Below are 17,525 nucleotides of genomic sequence, written 5' to 3'. Positions count from 1 at the left end.
TGAGCTATACTTTTTTGTGACAGTCAAAACAAGAAGTTGGAGAATAAATATAATTCTTCACTCCTTTGTGATCATTGTCTACTTTTGTTTTGCTGTTATGTTCGTGACAGTTGGTACAACTAAAAACGGAAAAGTTACTAGCACTGGTATGGCACTCTGAACATTGTGACCATTTTTGACGGTGTTTACCACTATATATTCTAAAATACTGTGCATCATGATTAAAAGTAGAGGGTGTCCAGGCAGATTGACTGTGACAGCTTTCACAGGTAACCGGGAAATTGGCTGTTTTATGATTTGGATTAGTAGTCGTGTTATAGTCAGTTGTATGGCAACCTATGCATGTTTTCGGGGTAGTACCATTATATATTCCTTTGTGGCAGGTTGCACAATTATTAGCTATCGTGGCATGAGCGCCAGATAAAGCATAATACTGATTGTGCACTGGGAACGAAGCAGGGGCCCATCCCGGCGCGGTAGTATGACAACTTGCGCAGTCTGTGGACAAGGCCAGGGTCTTATGATTCGGATTGGTCGCTGTATTAAAATCTTTTGTATGACAATCCACACACTTGGTCGAAGTGCCCGTGTAGCCTTTACTATGACAATCTGTACAAGCCGCACTGAGATGCGCACCAGTTAAAGGGAATTTGGTCTTATTATGATCAAAAGCTGCTGGTACCCATGCAGCCTGACTGTGACACGATTCGCAGGCAGTTGGGAAGTTAGATGTCTTATGATTGGGGCTGGAAGTTGTGTTGTAGTCCGTAGCATGACAACCAAAACAAGTCTTCGGCGTAGTTCCATTGTACACCCCTTTGTGACAAGCCGCACAGTCATTGGCTATTGAGGTATGTGCTCCGGATATCACATAATATTGATTGTGATTGGCGAAGGTGGCCGGTGCCCAGCCTGGTACCGTTGTATGGCAGGATTCACAAGCAGTCGACAGACCTAGGGTCTTGTGATTTGGTTTGGTGGCTGTATTAAAATCTGCTGTATGACAATCCACACACTTGGTCGAGGTACCGGTATAGCCTTTAGTATGACAATCTGTACATGCAGCACTGATATGCGCTCCAGTCAACGGGAACTTGGTCTTATTATGATCAAAAGACGCTGGTACCCATGCTGCCTGACTATGACAGGATTCACAAGCTGTGGAGAAATTGGCTGTCTTATGATTTGGTTTTGTAGTTGTGTTGTAGTCCGTAGCATGACAACCAAAACAAGTCTTCGGCGTAGTTCCATTGTACACCCCTTTGTGACAAGCCGCACAGTCATTGGCTATTGAGGTATGTGCTCCGGATATCACATAATATTGATTGTGATTGGCGAAGGTGGCCGGTGCCCAGCCTGGTACCGTAGTATGGCAGGATTCACAAGCAGTCGACAGACCTAGGGTCTTGTGATTTGGTTTGGTGGCTGTATTAAAATCTGCTGTATGACAATCCACACACTTGGTCGAGGTACCGGTATAGCCTTTAGTATGACAATCTGTACATGCAGCACTGATATGCGCTCCAGTCAACGGGAACTTGGTCTTATTATGATCAAAAGACGCTGGTACCCATGCTGCCTGACTATGACAGGATTCACAAGCTGTGGAGAAATTGGCTGTCTTATGATTTGGTTTTGTAGTTGTGTTGTAGTCCGTAGCATGACAACCAAAACAAGTCTTCGGCGTGGTTCCATTGTACACCCCTTTGTGACAAGCCGCACAGTCATTTGCTATTGAGGTATGTGCTCCGGCTATCACATAATATTGATTGTGATTGGCGAAGGTGGCCGGTGCCCAGCCTGGTACCGTTGTATGGCAGGATTCACAAGCAGTCGACAGACCTAGGGTTTTGTGATTTGGTTTGGTTGCTGTATTAAAATCTGCTGTATGACAATCCACACACTTGGTAGAGGTACCGGTATAGCCTTTAGTATGACAATCTGTACATGCAGCACTGATATGCGCTCCAGTCAACGGGAACTTGGTCTTATTATGATCAAAAGACGCTGGTACCCATGCTGCCTGACTATGACAGGATTCACAAGCTGTGGAGAAATTGGCTGTCTTATGATTTGGTTTTGTAGTTGTGTTGTAGTCCGTAGCATGACAACCAAAACAAGTCTTCGGCGTAGTTCCATTGTACACCCCTTTGTGACAAGCCGCACAGTCATTTGCTATTGAGGTATGTGCGCCTGCTATCACATAATATTGATTGTGATTGGCGAAGGTGGCCGGTGCCCAGCCTGGTACCGTAGTATGGCAGGACTCACAAGCAGTCGACAGACCTAGGGTCTTGTGATTTGGTTTGGTGGCTGTATTAAAATCTGCTGTATGACAATCCACGCACTTGGTAGAGGTACCGGTATAGCCTTTAGTATGACAATCTGTACATGAAGCACTGATATGCGCTCCAGTCAACGGGAACTTGGTCTTATTATGATCAAAAGACGCTGGTACCCATGCTGCCTGACTATGACACGATTCGCAGGCTGTGGGGAAATTGGATGTCTTATGATTTGGTTTTGAAGTTGTGTTGTAGTCCGTAGCATGACAACCAAAACAAGTCTTCGGCGTGGTTCCATTGTACACCCCTTTGTGACAAGCCGCACAGTCATTTGCTATTGAGGTATGTGCTCCGGCTATCACATAATATTGATTGTGATTGGCGAAGGTGGCCGGTGCCCAGCCTGGTACCGTAGTATGGCAGGATTCACAAGCAGTCGACAGACCTAGGGTCTTGTGATTTGGTTTGGTGGCTGTATTAAAATCTGCTGTATGACAATCCACACACTTGGTAGAGGTACCGGTATAGCCTTTAGTATGACAATCTGTACATGCAGCACTGATATGCGCTCCAGTCAACGGGAACTTGGTCTTATTATGATCAAAAGACGCTGGTACCCATGCTGCCTGACTATGACAGGATTCACAAGCTGTGGAGAAATTGGCTGTCTTATGATTTGGTTTTGTAGTTGTGTTGTAGTCCGTAGCATGACAACCAAAACAAGTCTTCGGCGTAGTTCCATTGTACACCCCTTTGTGACAAGCTGCACAGTCATTGGCTATTGAGGTATGTGCTCCGGATATCACATAATATTGATTGTGATTGGCGAAGGTGGCCGGTGCCCAGCCTGGTACCGTTGTATGGCAGGACTCACAAGCAGTCGACAGACCTAGGGTCTTGTGATTTGGTTTGGTGGCTGTATTAAAATCTGCTGTATGACAATCCACACACTTGGTCGAGGTACCGGTATAGCCTTTAGTATGACAATCTGTACATGCAGCACTGATATGCGCTCCAGTCAACGGGAACTTGGTCTTATTATGATCAAAAGACGCTGGTACCCATGCTGCCTGACTATGACAGGATTCACAAGCTGTGGAAAAATTGGCTGTCTTATGATTTGGTTTTGTAGTTGTGTTGTAGTCTGTAGCATGACAACCAAAACAAGTCTTCGGCGTAGTTCCATTGTACACCCCTTTGTGACAAGCTGCACAGTCATTGGCTATTGAGGTATGTGCTCCGGATATCACATAATATTGATTGTGATTGGCGAAGGTGGCTGGTGCCCAGCCTGGTACCGTAGTATGGCAGGACTCACAATTGGAGGATAAGTTTAAGGTCTTATGATTTGGACTCACCGTACCGTTTAAGTCCTTCGTATGGCAATCCACACACGCAGTGGAAGTGCCTGCATAGCCTGCTGCATGGCATTCCAAACAAGCTACACCTGCGTGAGCCCCTGTCAGTGGGAACTTCGTTTTATTATGGTCAAAGTTTGCAGGTTGCCATGCGGTTTGGTTGTGGCAGGATTCACAGGAGGTCGAGAATTTTGATGTTACGTGGTTGGGATCTTTGGTCGAATTGTAGTTTGCAGCATGACAGCCAAAACAATCCTTCGGCGTACTTCCGTTATAGGTGCCATGATGACATGCTGCACAGTCATTGGCGATATTGGCATGTGATCCTTCCAATTTGTAGATCTGATTGTGGATTGGGAAACTTGCCGGAGACCACCCTGCCTGCGTACTATGGCAGCTCGCACAATTGGAGGATAAGTTTAAGGTCTTGTGATTTGGACTCACCGTACCGTTGAAGTCCTTCGTATGGCAATCCACACACGCCGTGGAGGTGCCTGCATAGCCTGCTGCATGGCATTCCAAACAAGCTACACCTGCGTGAGCTCCTGTCAGTGGGAACTTCGTTTTATTATGGTCAAAGTTTGCAGGTTGCCATGCGGTTTGGTTGTGGCAGGATTCACAGGAGGTCGAGAATTTTGATGTTACGTGGTTGGGATCTTTGGTCGAATTGTAGTTTGCAGCATGACAGCCAAAACAATCCTTCGGCGTACTTCCGTTATAGGTGCCATGATGACATGCTGCACAGTCATTGGCGATATTGGCATGTGATCCTTCCAATTTGTAGATCTGATTGTGGATTGGGAAACTTGCCGGAGACCACCCTGCCTGCGTACTATGGCAGCTCGCACAATCTGAGGATAAGTTTAAGGTCTTATGATTTGGACTCACCGTACCGTTGAAGTCCTTCGTATGGCAATCCACACATGCGGTGGAAGTGCCTGCATAGCCTGCTGCATGGCATTCCAAACAAGCTACACCTGCGTGAGCCCCTGTCAGTGGGAACTTCGTTTTATTATGGTCAAAGTTTGCAGGTTGCCATGCGGTTTGATTGTGGCAGGATTCACAGGAGGTCGAGAATTTTGATGTTACGTGGTTGGGATCTTTGGTCGAATTGTAGTTTGCAGCATGACAGCCAAAACAATCCTTCGGCGTACTTCCGTCATAGGTTCCATGATGGCAAGCTGCACAGTCATTGGCGATATTGGCATGTGATCCTTCCAATTTGTAGATCTGATTGTGGATTGGGAAACTTGCCGGAGACCACCCTGCCTGCGTACTATGGCAGCTCGCACAATTGGAGGATAAGTTTAAGGTCTTGTGATTTGGACTCACTGTACCGTTGAAGTCCTTCGTATGGCAATCCACACACGCCGTGGAGGTGCCTGCATAGCCTGCTGCATGGCATTCCAAACAAGCTACACCTGCGTGAGCTCCTGTCAGTGGGAACTTCGTTTTATTATGGTCAAAGTTTGCCGGTTGCCATGCGGTTTGATTGTGGCAGGATTCACAGGAGGTCGAGAATTTTGATGTTACGTGGTTGGGATCTTTGGTCGAATTGTAGTTTGCAGCATGACAGCCAAAACAATCCTTCGGCGTACTTCCGTCATAGGTTCCATGATGGCAAGCTGCACAGTCATTGGCGATATTGGCATGTGATCCTTCCAATTTGTAGATCTGATTGTGGATTGGGAAACTTGCCGGAGACCACCCTACCTGCGTACTATGGCAGCTCGCACAATCAGAGGATAAGTTTAAGGTCTTGTGATTAGGACTCACCGTACCGTTGAAGTCCTTCGTATGGCAATCCACACACGCAGTGGAAGTGCCTGCATAGCCTGCTGCATGGCATTCCAAACAAGCTACACCTGCGTGAGCCCCTGTCAGTGGGAACTTCGTTTTATTATGGTCAAAGTTTGCAGGTTGCCATGCGGTTTGATTGTGGCAGGATTCACAGGTGGTCGAGAATTTTGATGTTACGTGGTTGGGATCTTTGGTCGAATTGTAGTTTGCAGCATGACAGCCAAAACAATCCTTCGGCGTACTTCCGTCATAGGTTCCATGATGGCAAGCTGCACAGTCATTGGCGATATTGGCATGCGATCCTTCCAATTTGTAGATCTGATTGTGGATTGGGAAACTTGCCGGAGACCACCCTACCTGCGTACTATGGCAGCTCGCACAATCTGAGGATAAGTTTAAGGTCTTGTGATTAGGACTCACCGTACCGTTGAAGTCCTTCGTATGGCAATCCACACACGCAGTGGAAGTGCCTGCATAGCCTGCTGCATGGCATTCCAAACAAGCTACATCAACATGAGCTCCTGTTAGAGGAAATTTGGTTTTGTTGTGATCAAAAGTGGCTGACTGCCAGTTAGTTTGATCGTGACAAGCTTCACAAGCTGTTGGAAAATTGGATGTCTTATGGTTTGGATTGGTCGTCGACGCATAATTGTCAGCATGACAACCAAAACATGTCTTAGGCGTGCTGCCATCGTAAGTGCCATGGTGACAAGCTGCGCAGTCGTTGGCGATATTGGCATGGGCTTGCTCAAGTCTATATATCTCATTATGAACTGGAAAGCTAGCAGGTGACCATCCGGGCAAGGTTGAGTGACAACTTGCACAATCTGTAGAAAGATTTAATGAAGTGTGATTGGGGTTAGTGGTCTTGTTAAAATTATCCTGGTGACAGGACTTACAATCAGGAGAAGTAGATTGATATGAGCCTTGGATATGACACTGGGTGCATTCATTAATATCATGACCTTCTGTCAATGGGAAAAACTCATGATCAAAAGAAGCCGACCATGACTCAGCTTGTAAGTTGTGACACTGAAAGCAATCGGTGGAAAATCCTGCTAGTTGATGATCTACCTTGTCTTTGATCAAATAATCCTGTTGATGGCAATTGATACATGCAGTCCCTATTCTTTCAAACTTTAACGGAACTGAGGATTTATGACATTCAATACAGTCTGCATTGGCGTGGTTGCCTAATAGAGGAAATGAAACTAATTCATGCATCCTCAACTTATTTTCTACAACCCACGAATTGGTCGAATGACATCGTGCACAATCATTTCCCAGCGTCTGGCTATGCATGTCCTGATGGCAGGATATACAATTGGGGTCAGCTTCTGAAAACACCAGACTACTATGACATGACCGGCAATCAACAGTTTGGTGAATGCCGCTTAAACTAAATCGGGTAGAATCATGGTCAAATTGGATGGAATCTTTATTGACCAACCAGTTTGTAGCTGTATGACAACTACTACACTCCATCATAAAATCACTGCCATGAGGTGATTGAGCCATCATCAGGCTGCAACCAAAAAGAAATAATATTATAAATGGCAATCGATGCATTTAAAGCTTAGTAATTTATATTGAGTGCAATTAACTCCGTTTATTTCTATTTGTCTGTGACATTGATCACATGCCACATTTTTATGTGCTCCACTTAAAGAAAAAGCTGTTTGATCATGGTTAAATTGTGGAATTTTCCATTGCTCAAAGTCATGACATTGAGCACAATTGACCTTTCCTTGTTCATTAAATTGATCCTTGTGAACATCTTCGTGACAAGATATACATTCATTTGAGGCCAGGGCAAATACCTGTCCGAAAGGCTCCTTATTGGCTGATAAAAGGTGACAATCATTGCATTTAATGGAGGCGTGTTTCCCTTTTAATGCAAAGTCTGTAAGTGCATGATCAAATTCGACATCTTGCCAGGAAGCTTCCTCATGACAAGTCATACATTTTTTTTCAGGATAAAACTTGTTATCAAGCTTCCCATTATGCACATCCTCATGACAATCAATACATTGTGTTCCAATTCTTGCAAAAGTCCATTTGTCTTTTTTGAGATGACAGTCCACACAAGAAGTAGCCATGTGCGCCCCATTCAATGGAAAATCTGACTTGTCATGCTGATCCAGGCCATAAGTTGATTCTGAAAAATTCTGGACGGTATGACAGGCAGCACAATCCTGGTTCAGATTATTTTTTACAAACTGTCCTTTATGATAGTCCTCATGGCAATTCATACACTGTTCGTGTACTATTGGGTCAGTCATTTTAGAAATATGACATTTTTTACAATCAAGCAATTCATGTTTTCCTTCCAATCGATATTGGGTCAGGTCATGATCAAAATCAGTAGGTACTTCCTTCAGTTTAAAAGATTGTTCAGTGTGACATTGTACACAATTTTGGCCAAATTTATTTTCATGTATATCCTCATGACATTGAATACATCCTTCAATCTTGGTTTTAGAAAAATCCTGAAAAGCAGTGCTGAGGGCTTTTAACGAGTTCTTATGACAACTTGAGCAATCAATCAGTTTATGCTTGCCTTTGAGTGTATAGCCAGTAATCGAATGATTGAATTCAATGTGGCTATTGAGTATTGAAAACGACTGATCATTATGACAAGTGTTGCAGGATGGTCCAAATCTCTTTTTGTGCACATCCTCGTGGCAGGAACTACATTGGGAGAATTTTATTCCTGTAAAAACCTGGAATGGTTTTCCATCCTTTTCTTCCTTTTTATGACATGATTCACATTTTAGGTCTAAGTGTTTACCAGTCAACGGATAATCTGTATCCTTGTGTTTGAATCGACTTGCTGGGGCAAATTTTTCAGTAGTATGGCATTTATTACAGTCTCTGTCTAGCGTAGCGCGGTGTACATCTTCATGACAAATATTACATTGATCAGTCAAACCTAAATAAGTGAAATCCTTTGATCTTATTTTGGCATCAGATATATATTCCGATTTATGACAATTATTACAATCAGACGCTTCATGCTTACCGGTCAGCGGATACCCGGTAAGTTTATGATTAAACTGCTTTGCATCAAAACGAACTATTTCAAACTTGACCCCATGATGTTCGCTATGGCATGTAAAACAAGAGACCGCCTTGACCTCTGACGATGCGTGATAGCCTTTATTTTTATCTATTCTTGTCTTTAATTCCTGATGACAATCTAAACATTTTTGAGTAGAGACCTGTTTGCCTAATTCATGACATTGGGTGCAATTAGAAATACCTTCCAATTGGCTATGAGCAGCAGCTAATTTGCCAGGAGATATCTGTCCATACAGAATTGAAATACTCCAAAAAGTAAATAATCCAATCACCCAACCTCTTCTCTTATTCATCCGCCTTTTTTTTGGTGGGATAAAAGTGTGTGACCAAACCTTTTGGTAATCTCAACACCAATTTTCTCTAAAAACTGAGTAGGCAATTCTCCGCCAGCAAATATGTAAACCTGATCATTTTTGATCTTATCAACCACTTTGGAATTCGAATCTTCTATTTCAACATCTGAACTATTAATAGACAATACATTAGAGTTAAATCTGACATCCACTAATCCCGATTGAATGGCTTCTTGAATCTTTTGGTTATTTTTTACTTTCAACCGATTGAAAGTGGCACTTCGATAAGATAAGGTCACCGTATTTTGATCCGCCAACAACAGAGCTGATTCTATCGCTGAGTCACCGCCACCTACTACCAGGATATTTTTACCTTCTATAAGTTCAGGTTCAAGTAATCGGTAGGCTACTTTTTCGCGCTCTTCACCCTGGACATTGAGTTTGCGCGGCGAACCTCTTCTTCCAATTGCCAACAACACATGGCTGGATGTGAATACTGTACCATCGGATACTTTTATATAAAATCCATCTGATTTTTTTCAATTGATTCCACTTTAGTGTTTTCTCGAATGACAATATCATTGGAAGAAAGCACATTGCCCCATAAGTCTATCAATTGATCTTTGCTGGTTTCGAACAGTTTTATTTTTCCAAATAAGGGAAGATCCATTGGGGCAGTCATTACTATTTTGGATCTGGGAAAAGAATAAACTGTTCCCCCTACTGTATTTTGATCAAGCGTCAAAAATTTCAAACCATGTTTCTTTGAAGCCAAAGAGGCGGATATGCCGGTGGGTCCGGCTCCAACAATCACCAAATCATAGTCAGCGGTCTGATGGTTAGAAGATTTTGCTTTAATAATGTTTTCCACTGCTTGTTTGCCTTGCTCTACACTGTTTTTGATCAAACCCATTCCGCCCAACTCGCCTGCTATAAAAAGTCCTGGCACATTGGTCTCGAAATTTTGGTTGACATGAGGCAGATCTACACCTCTTTTCTCTGTGCCTATGACCAAGGAAATTGCCTGAACAGGACAGGCGTGAAAACATGCGCCATGACCGATACAAGATGATGCATTTACTATTGTCGCAATACCATCTTTGATACCGATCACATCATGTTCAGGACAGGCTGTCACACATGCACCACTTTGAATACAATTGTCCGGATTGATCACTGGATGCAATGAAACCGGCTCATGCATACCGTCTGCTTTTGCTTTCACTATCTTAGCTTCAGTGATTTTGGATCTTACCCTTAACTTTCTTAAATAAAAGTATATAATGACAATGCAAAAGATAAAAACCAATCCGTATATAATGACTTCTTCAGTGAACACTTCCATACCTTTCAATTAAAAAATCCACTTGTACCCAAAAGTGAGTGTGATAATAATGTGAACAATCATAATAACTAACATAATGAGCGCAAATGGCAGATGAACTACATGCCACGACCTGAATAGCATTTGCATCGAATGTAAATGATTGATTTTCCTTCGCAATTGAAATTCTGTTTTAATCAATTTCAAGATTCGATTCTGATCGACTTTGGGTATGCCGGAAGATCTAAATCCTAACTTAATTGAACGAAATTTTGTATAATCATTTTTGAAATCATTCCACAAACTGCTAATGAGTGATTTTGAATTTCCCACCTGCACGGTTTGAGTTTGCTGATTAAACAATGTATCCAACCCCATGTGTGTATGAGCACTCAAGGTCTCTAATTCTGAATGAACATTTTGTCTAATGGACATGACTTCTCCCAAGGTCAATTCCTGGCCCTGGATACTTCGTGGAATTTGATTGTAAATAAATCTACCTATGACCCCACTGGCAACTACAGCTACCATACTCCAAAAACTAATTGCTACTATACCCCCAAATTTAAATGCTGTATGAAACAATACCATGATAGGACCTATAGAGCATAAAAAAATGTGGAATTCAAGCCAGTTTTTTAAAGTTCCTACCCTCGAAAGGCTTCTCTTTCTTTTACGGATCATATAGGAGAATACGCCAACGATCATACACAAGCTACCTATGATGCCCAGACCATGCCCTAACAGCCCACTGGGCTTGAATATAGGGTGCAAAGTATGAAAAAAACGTTCTTCAATTGGTAGCGTATAATATGTCCATCCTGTATACACTAAAAAACAAAATGTCACCAAGGTGATTGATACCATACCATATATAAAAAATTTTCTTCCTAAAGTCATCATCCAACACCCCTATTTAAGCTATTAATTCTATTTGATTCCTATGCAATATGACTTTTCCTTGTTGCTCCATTTTCTTGAGTAATCTTGAGATCACCTCTCTTGAAGTGCTCATTTCATTGGCTATCTCCTGGTGTGAAATCTGTAACCGGACAGGCTGCTCGTTTTTTTTATGTGCCTGCAAATAATAATTTAGCCTTTCATCCATGCCTTTAAATATGATCAGATCCATCACCTTCGTCAATTGATGTATATGGTTGTGAAAATTTTTAATTACAAAATCATTCCAGCAAGGGTATTTTGTCATCCATTTTTGGATAGCCGTCAATGGTATCAGCCACATTTCTGTTTCTTCAATGGCCTTGACCATAATATTACATACAAATGAAGGTGCTTCAAAATAAAGGGTGTAGGCACAAGCCTGACCTGGAATCAGGTGGTATAAAAAAATTCATTGCCATCAAGGTCCTCTCTACAAATTTTTATTTTGCCTTTAGTTACGATGGCGACAGACCTGATAAATTGGCCGGTACTCAAAACTCTGTCTCCCGCCTCATGAAATGAACGAGTGCTAATTCGGGTCATTAAATTATACAGATCCTGATTAAACCCAGGAAAAAGTGACTTTCGATCATCCATTATAGGTATAAACTTTTTAAACTTTAATGATAAAAATACAGATAGACTATTGATAGTCAATCCATTATAAAAAACGTAGTCAGATTTTTATACATTTTTCCACCTCACAATTTGAAGTTGGAAAAATTCAATAAAATTATATCAAGTAGAAAAGTAGTCTGATTGACTAACCCTTTGGCGGATGCCACACAGCATTGGAGAATACCGCTGAGCCTGTATTAAAGTTATCCATATGAATGGATGTAAGGTATTCTGTCGGAACAGGTCCGTTGGTGAATACCCGTTTCACATTTTGAACAAAGAATGAAAAATTATTCATGCAATTCTGCGGCACTTTAAAAGGCAGCTTCATATCCTCTTCATAATCATTCTGTTGAAATTGACCCATGGTATAATGTAACCCCAGAAAATCAGTAAAACTCATAGAAGGATCTGTACAGTGATGGGTCTGAAAATGTGCCAAAAGCTTTGGCAATTTGAGCAATTCATCCAGATGAATGATAGAGCATGTATACAGTGCTAATAATAATATGGCTAGTCTGCCTCTCATTAAATTTTTGAATTAGCTTTGATTTTCTGGATTTTGTTTTACTCTAAGTCTAACGGTATTACCTATAAAATATTATACAAAATTAACATTTTTATAATAGCCCTTTGAATCTAAATTTTCGTTAAGCCACCCTCTAACTATGATTATAAAACAGAAAAGCCCATCTTTCAGTATCAAAGATGGGCTTTTAACACAAAGTATTATTCCAATTACATTTTCACTTTGCCATTGCCATTCTCAATTACCGGTTCCACATGAGCCAACACTTTCTTAGCGGTAGCTAGTATACTGGTGATATCAGTGAGGTTGGCTGGTAAGATCATCGTATTGTTTTTCTGAGCAAGCTTTCCAAATTCGTTGAGGTATTGTTCTGCAATGCGCAAAGACACCGCATCCTTACCGTTAGGAGTATCGATAGCTGCTGCAATGGATTTAATGCCATTGGCGGTCGCGGTGGCAAGCGCTTCAATCTCATTGGCTTTACCGGAAGCTTCATTTATTTTGCGCAATTTTTCACCTTCTGATCGTTTGATCGCTTCTTGTTTATCACCCTCAGCTACATTGATCTTGGCCTGCATAGTACCTTCTGATTCGGCGATGATCGCCCTTTTTTCCCGCTCTGCACGCATTTGTTTCTCCATGGCTTCCCGGATGCTTTGAGGAGGTGTAATGTTTTTGACTTCATACCGGGTAATCTTGACTCCCCACGGCTCGCTGGCTTTGTCCACTGCTTCAACTATAGACAGATTGATGGTTTCACGTTCTTCAAAAGTCTTGTCGAGTTCCAATTTTCCAACGACTGACCGCATGGTAGTTTGAGCTATTTGGATAGAAGCAAATTTATAATCTTCGATCCCGTAGGAAGCCTTGGTAGGATCTACTACTTGAAAATAAAGTATGCCATCTACTTCTACACATACATTATCCCGGGTGATACAGGTCTGTGGATTCACATCCAGGGCTTGTTCTTTAAGGGAGTGCCTGTATCTTACTTTATCAATGAAAGGGATCAAAAAGTGTAAACCAGGGGTAAACGTATCCAGATATTTGCCTAGTCGCTCTACAATAAATGCATGGCGCTGAGGCACTATCACCACTGTTCCATACAAAATAGTTAAGGCAAAAAATGCCAATATGTAATAAATAATGGTTCCTGCAGTAATCATAATATTAATCTTTAATAGGTTTTACATGTAAGTTAATGCTTTCTTGATGAATGATTTCTACTTCATCTCCTCTAAGTATAAGTGACTCACTGGTCGCGGGCCATTGAGTGCCTTTAAACTCTATCTTACCATCCAGATCATTAATATCTGTCAAGGCTATGGCTTTTTTGCCTATAAATTCATTTTCAGGATCATTTAGATAAGTGCGGGTGCGGAAGATTTTTTTAAGATTTTCCTTTAACAATAAGGTGTACATTAAAGTAGCTAAGACAAATAATCCTAACTGAAAAACCCATCCAAATGGTGTTAAAAAAGTGACCAGACTCAGTGTAAGTGCTGCCATTCCCATTAAGAGCAAAACAAACCCTCCGGGAATCATGAGCTCGAGAAAAATCAACAGTATCCCGGCAAAAAGCCAAACCAAGCTGGTATATTCCATAAAAAATGACATACTTAAGTTAAAACCAGATTTAAAGGGATTTAGTTTCCTTTAATATCTGGAGTTGACTACAATAATATCCCCTTTATGAGTGCCCTCAGATTAGATTCGGCAGATCTGGCGACAGAGATCACTTCTTCAATCGAAGTCTCTACATTAAATTCATTGGAAATGACCGAAAACACATTGACAGCCAGTCCCATATGTCTGCAGACAATGACTTCTGGCACTGTCGACATACCGACGGCATCCGCTCCGATTTTTTGCAGATAGCATCTTTCTGATTTGGTCTCCAGAGAAGGACCCGGAACTGCAACATAAACACCAGTTTGTGCTCTTATACCAAGAGCTGTCGCTACGGCAAGACCCTTCTGCAACAAAGTTTGATCATATGTATGTGTCATATCCGGAAATCTAGGACCGATTCGTTCGTCATTGGGCCCGCGCAAAGGATTGGATGGCAGTAAATTGATATGATCATGGATCAATAAAATATCTCCAGCGCGTAAAGCTTCATTGAGACTGCCGCTAACATTAGTGATAATCATTCTTTGCACTCCAAGGTATTTGAGTACCCTGATTGGAAATGTAACTTCCGAAAGTGAATAGCCCTCATAATAATGAAATCTACCTGCCATCATCACCATGGGTATTTGCCCAAGATATCCAAATACCAATTTGCCAGCATGCCCTTTTACCGTGCTCTCAACAAAATGGGGTATGGCTCTATAGGGAATCTCCTGTTTTTCTGTCAGCTCTTCAGCAAATCCACTCAATCCTGTACCCAGCACTATACCCACTTCCGGGGAGATAGTGATACGCGCTTTAATAAACCGTACCGATTCTTCGATATCTTCCAGACGATGCATATTGTAATTAAAATAAATTTTGGGATAGATGCCCGGTATTATACCTTCATGATCTCCTCATCTTTGGTTTTGATAAGTTTTTCAATTTTCTCTACATGATGATTGACTAATTCTTGAAGCTGAGTTTCCTTTTTCTTGCCAATATCTTCGGGAACGCCATCTTTTACGGCTTTTTTGATACCATCCAAAGATTTATGACGGATACTTCTGACCGCTATTTTCGCTTCTTCACCCGAATGTTTGGCTTGTTTGACCAGGTCTCTTCTACGTTCTTCAGTGAGTGGAGGTACATTTATTCTTACGAGGTCACCATCATTAATAGGTGTCAGTCCTATGTTGGCTTCGAAGATAGCTTTCTCTATAGGACCGATCATCGATTTCTCCCAAGGTTGAATCGTGATCGTACGACTATCAGCTAGTCCTACATTGGCTACCTGGTTGATAGCCGTCATAGATCCGTAATAGTTTACCCGGAGTTCTTGCACTACAGCTGGATTTGCTTTGCCAGTCCTTATTTTTTCAAGCTCATGCAAAAGATGGACGACAGCTTTGTCCATTAAATCTTCTGAGCTGGACAATAAATTATCTAATTCTACCGACATGCTTATTCTATTATATTTTTTTGCAAAATTAAGGGTTCAAACAATATATGAAAATTTTGGAGAAACTATTTAATCCCGTCTGCTCAAACCCATATACTGAAGAATAAGATAAACCAGCATAACGATAGAAGACAAAGCAGCAACCACATAAGTCATGGCAGCCCATCTCAGGGCGTCACGGCCACCTTCTTCTTCAGGACCTTTTCGGAGCACATTCTGATTGTCCAACCATGCTAAAGCTCTGGCACTCGCATCAAATTCGACAGGCAAGGTAATTAAGCTGAATATGGTCGTTAATGCAAATAAACCAATAGTCAGTAATAATAATTGCGGAAATCGATTAGCCAGCATAAAAGAAATGAGCATGAGCCATTGTAAGCCAGAACTAGCTATCTGTACAGCAGGCACTAATTTGGATCTCAGCTGAAGCATACTATATGCCTGATCATGTTGTACAGCATGACCACACTCATGTGCTGCCACAGCTGCTGACATTATGCTTTGGCCTCTAAACACTTCCGGACTCAGCGTCACGGTTTTATTTGCCGGATTGTAATGGTCGGTAAGCATACCCTGACCTTCTACTACCTGTACTCCTCTAATATTATAATACTGGAGCATGGACTCTGCTATCTGCTTGCCACTCATCGCCCTGGAGAGTGGTGTCCCTCCATACTTCTTCATTTTGCTGATCAATATCCTTTGAACAAGAAAACCAACCCCAGCCAAAACGATACTCAATAAGAAATAACCATTTGAAAACATAGTTCTATTTTAATTTTATACTTATAACAATTTTTTTGAAAAAAGATTTCAATCAATGATGGAAAATCCAGTGTAGGGAACCAACGCTGCAGGGATCAGGATACCCTGCTCTGTTTGATGATTTTCAAGTAGCCCTGCTACTATTCTCGCTAGCGCAAGTGCACTCCCATTGAGTGTATGAGCAAGATTGCTCTTGCCTTCAGTCGATTTGTACCTGAGTTTGAGTCGATTAGATTGAAATGTTTCAAAATTAGACACAGAACTCACTTCGAGCCACTTTTTCTGAGCAGCTGAGAATATCTCAAAATCATAGGTCAAGGCGGAAGTAAAGCCCATATCGCCGCCACATAATTTAAGTATTCTATAAGGTAAATCTAACTTTTCTAATAGTCCTGATACATGCAGCAACATATCTTGCAATGCATCATATGAGCGGTCCGGATGTTCTACCCTGACTATTTCCACTTTATCAAACTGATGCACCCGATTAAGTCCCTTGACATCAGCACCATAAGATCCTGCTTCTCTCCTAAAACAAGGAGTGTAAGCACAAAACTTAACCGGAAGGTTCTTGACATCCAGGATCTCATCCCGCAATATATTGGTCACAGGTACTTCAGCTGTGGGAATGAGATACAATTGATCTTTTTCACAATAATACATCTGACCATCTTTGTCAGGAAGTTGCCCGGTGCCTGTGGCAGAATCTGCATTGACAAGATGAGGCGGCACGATCTCTTCATATCCAGCAGCTGAAGCCTGATCGAGGAAAAACTGAATCAGCGCTCGCTGCAGTTTAGCACCTTTGCCACGAAATACGGGAAAGCCTGCCCCGGTGATTTTTACCCCCAATTTGAGATCAAACAGGTTGTATTTTTCTGCTAGGTCCCAATGGCATAAAGCGCCTTCATATAACTGAGGCATTGGCTTATCCCAGGATTGATATACCTCATTATCCTCTGCTGATTTGCCGGCCGGTACAGAATCATGCGGGATATTAGGGATTTTATACATCAGGTCCTGCAAAGTATCCTTATTGATTTTAGATTTTTCTTCCAATTGGGTTATACTGGATTTATTGGTAGAGATTTTCTGTTTAATCTCTTCGACTTCCTGATGTTTACCCCGACCGATCAATATGCCTATCTCTTTCGAAGCTTGGTTGACTTCCATCTTTAAAAGATCTAATTGAGTCTGTAACTCCTTTCGTTCTATGTCCAGAATGGCCACATCCTCAACGATTTGCAACCTATCGGTCGACCAGCCTCGTTTTTGAAGGCCATTGAGGGTTTTGAGTTTGTCTTCGTTAAAATAATTTAAGGTCAGCATAGACGGTAGTGAAAAAAATTTATGCAAATATACACTAGCTGTAAAATATCGTTATATTTGCGTTGTCAAATGAAGAAAACAAGGTGACTTGATTTTCTCCTTACTGAAAGTGTTCCCAATACAAA

The 17,525-nt window shown here is 41.7% G+C and carries 12 protein-coding genes and 1 pseudogene; 1 reads left to right on the top strand and 12 read right to left on the bottom strand.

The genetic code is table 11. The annotated features are described in order from the left end of the window. Window positions 1–4: 4 nt before the first annotated feature. From IPJ09_02395 to IPJ09_02375, 5 genes and pseudogenes are all read right to left on the bottom strand, one after another. Window positions 5–7,012 (bottom strand): hypothetical protein, encoded by a 7,008-nt coding sequence (locus IPJ09_02395; GenBank protein MBK7370290.1) that lies wholly within the window; start codon window positions 7,010–7,012, stop codon window positions 5–7. Then, window positions 6,991–8,817, bottom strand: a complete 1,827-nt coding sequence (locus IPJ09_02390; protein MBK7370289.1) for a cytochrome c family protein — start codon at window positions 8,815–8,817, stop codon at window positions 6,991–6,993. Before IPJ09_02390 ends, IPJ09_02395 begins: the two co-directional genes overlap by 22 nt. Next, a pseudogene (locus tag IPJ09_02385) lies at window positions 8,814–10,162 on the bottom strand (NAD(P)-binding domain-containing protein). Before IPJ09_02385 ends, IPJ09_02390 begins: the two are co-directional and overlap by 4 nt. A 9-nt stretch (window positions 10,163–10,171) precedes the next feature. Then, on the bottom strand, window positions 10,172–11,008 hold the full coding sequence (locus IPJ09_02380; protein MBK7370288.1) for a hypothetical protein: 837 nt from the start codon (window positions 11,006–11,008) through the stop codon (window positions 10,172–10,174). Between the two features lie 49 nt (window positions 11,009–11,057). After that, window positions 11,058–11,411, bottom strand: coding sequence for a Crp/Fnr family transcriptional regulator (locus IPJ09_02375; protein MBK7370287.1), 354 nt, complete (start codon window positions 11,409–11,411; stop codon window positions 11,058–11,060). 14 nt (window positions 11,412–11,425) lie between these two features. Here IPJ09_02375 and IPJ09_02370 point away from each other — a divergent pair, with 14 nt between their 5' ends. Continuing rightward, window positions 11,426–11,605 (top strand): hypothetical protein, encoded by a 180-nt coding sequence (locus IPJ09_02370; protein ID MBK7370286.1) that lies wholly within the window; start codon window positions 11,426–11,428, stop codon window positions 11,603–11,605. A gap of 241 nt (window positions 11,606–11,846) precedes the next feature. Here the strand turns inward: IPJ09_02370 and IPJ09_02365 are convergent, their stop codons facing one another. From IPJ09_02365 to serS, 7 genes are all read right to left on the bottom strand, one after another. Continuing rightward, window positions 11,847–12,230, bottom strand: a complete 384-nt coding sequence (locus IPJ09_02365; GenBank protein MBK7370285.1) for a hypothetical protein — start codon at window positions 12,228–12,230, stop codon at window positions 11,847–11,849. A gap of 209 nt (window positions 12,231–12,439) precedes the next feature. Next, on the bottom strand, window positions 12,440–13,396 hold the full coding sequence (locus IPJ09_02360) for a paraslipin (protein MBK7370284.1): 957 nt from the start codon (window positions 13,394–13,396) through the stop codon (window positions 12,440–12,442). 4 nt (window positions 13,397–13,400) lie between these two features. Next, a complete protein-coding gene (locus IPJ09_02355) occupies window positions 13,401–13,835 on the bottom strand; it encodes an NfeD family protein (protein ID MBK7370283.1) in 435 nt (144 codons plus the stop codon). A gap of 68 nt (window positions 13,836–13,903) precedes the next feature. Continuing rightward, on the bottom strand, window positions 13,904–14,704 hold the full coding sequence (locus IPJ09_02350; GenBank protein MBK7370282.1) for a purine-nucleoside phosphorylase: 801 nt from the start codon (window positions 14,702–14,704) through the stop codon (window positions 13,904–13,906). Between the two features lie 38 nt (window positions 14,705–14,742). Further along, entirely contained in the window at window positions 14,743–15,306 is a 564-nt protein-coding gene (gene frr / locus IPJ09_02345; protein MBK7370281.1) for a ribosome recycling factor, read from the bottom strand. Between the two features lie 69 nt (window positions 15,307–15,375). Next, window positions 15,376–16,071, bottom strand: coding sequence for a zinc metallopeptidase (locus IPJ09_02340; protein MBK7370280.1), 696 nt, complete (start codon window positions 16,069–16,071; stop codon window positions 15,376–15,378). 48 nt (window positions 16,072–16,119) lie between these two features. Further along, entirely contained in the window at window positions 16,120–17,400 is a 1,281-nt protein-coding gene (gene serS, locus IPJ09_02335) for a serine--tRNA ligase (GenBank protein MBK7370279.1), read from the bottom strand. Between the last annotated feature and the right edge of the window lie 125 nt (window positions 17,401–17,525).

Source organism: Saprospiraceae bacterium, from assembly GCA_016709995.1.
In the GTDB taxonomy this organism is placed as follows: Bacteria; Bacteroidota; Bacteroidia; order Chitinophagales; family Saprospiraceae; genus JADJLQ01.
The sequence above is the reverse complement of the archived record's forward strand: the minus strand, read 5'-3'. Positions and strand labels throughout refer to the sequence as shown.

Coding starts and splice junctions, on each gene's coding strand:
- IPJ09_02395 (MBK7370290.1), bottom strand. CDS start 7,012: ATGCATCGATTGCCATTTATAATATTATTTCTTTTTGGTTGCAGCCTG.
- IPJ09_02390 (MBK7370289.1), bottom strand. CDS start 8,817: ATGAATAAGAGAAGAGGTTGGGTGATTGGATTATTTACTTTTTGGAGT.
- IPJ09_02380 (MBK7370288.1), bottom strand. CDS start 11,008: ATGGTATCAATCACCTTGGTGACATTTTGTTTTTTAGTGTATACAGGA.
- IPJ09_02375 (MBK7370287.1), bottom strand. CDS start 11,411: ATGGTCAAGGCCATTGAAGAAACAGAAATGTGGCTGATACCATTGACG.
- IPJ09_02370 (MBK7370286.1), top strand. CDS start 11,426: ATGAAGGTGCTTCAAAATAAAGGGTGTAGGCACAAGCCTGACCTGGAA.
- IPJ09_02365 (MBK7370285.1), bottom strand. CDS start 12,230: ATGAGAGGCAGACTAGCCATATTATTATTAGCACTGTATACATGCTCT.
- IPJ09_02360 (MBK7370284.1), bottom strand. CDS start 13,396: ATGATTACTGCAGGAACCATTATTTATTACATATTGGCATTTTTTGCC.
- IPJ09_02355 (MBK7370283.1), bottom strand. CDS start 13,835: ATGGAATATACCAGCTTGGTTTGGCTTTTTGCCGGGATACTGTTGATT.
- IPJ09_02350 (MBK7370282.1), bottom strand. CDS start 14,704: ATGCATCGTCTGGAAGATATCGAAGAATCGGTACGGTTTATTAAAGCG.
- frr (MBK7370281.1), bottom strand. CDS start 15,306: ATGTCGGTAGAATTAGATAATTTATTGTCCAGCTCAGAAGATTTAATG.
- IPJ09_02340 (MBK7370280.1), bottom strand. CDS start 16,071: ATGTTTTCAAATGGTTATTTCTTATTGAGTATCGTTTTGGCTGGGGTT.
- serS (MBK7370279.1), bottom strand. CDS start 17,400: ATGCTGACCTTAAATTATTTTAACGAAGACAAACTCAAAACCCTCAAT.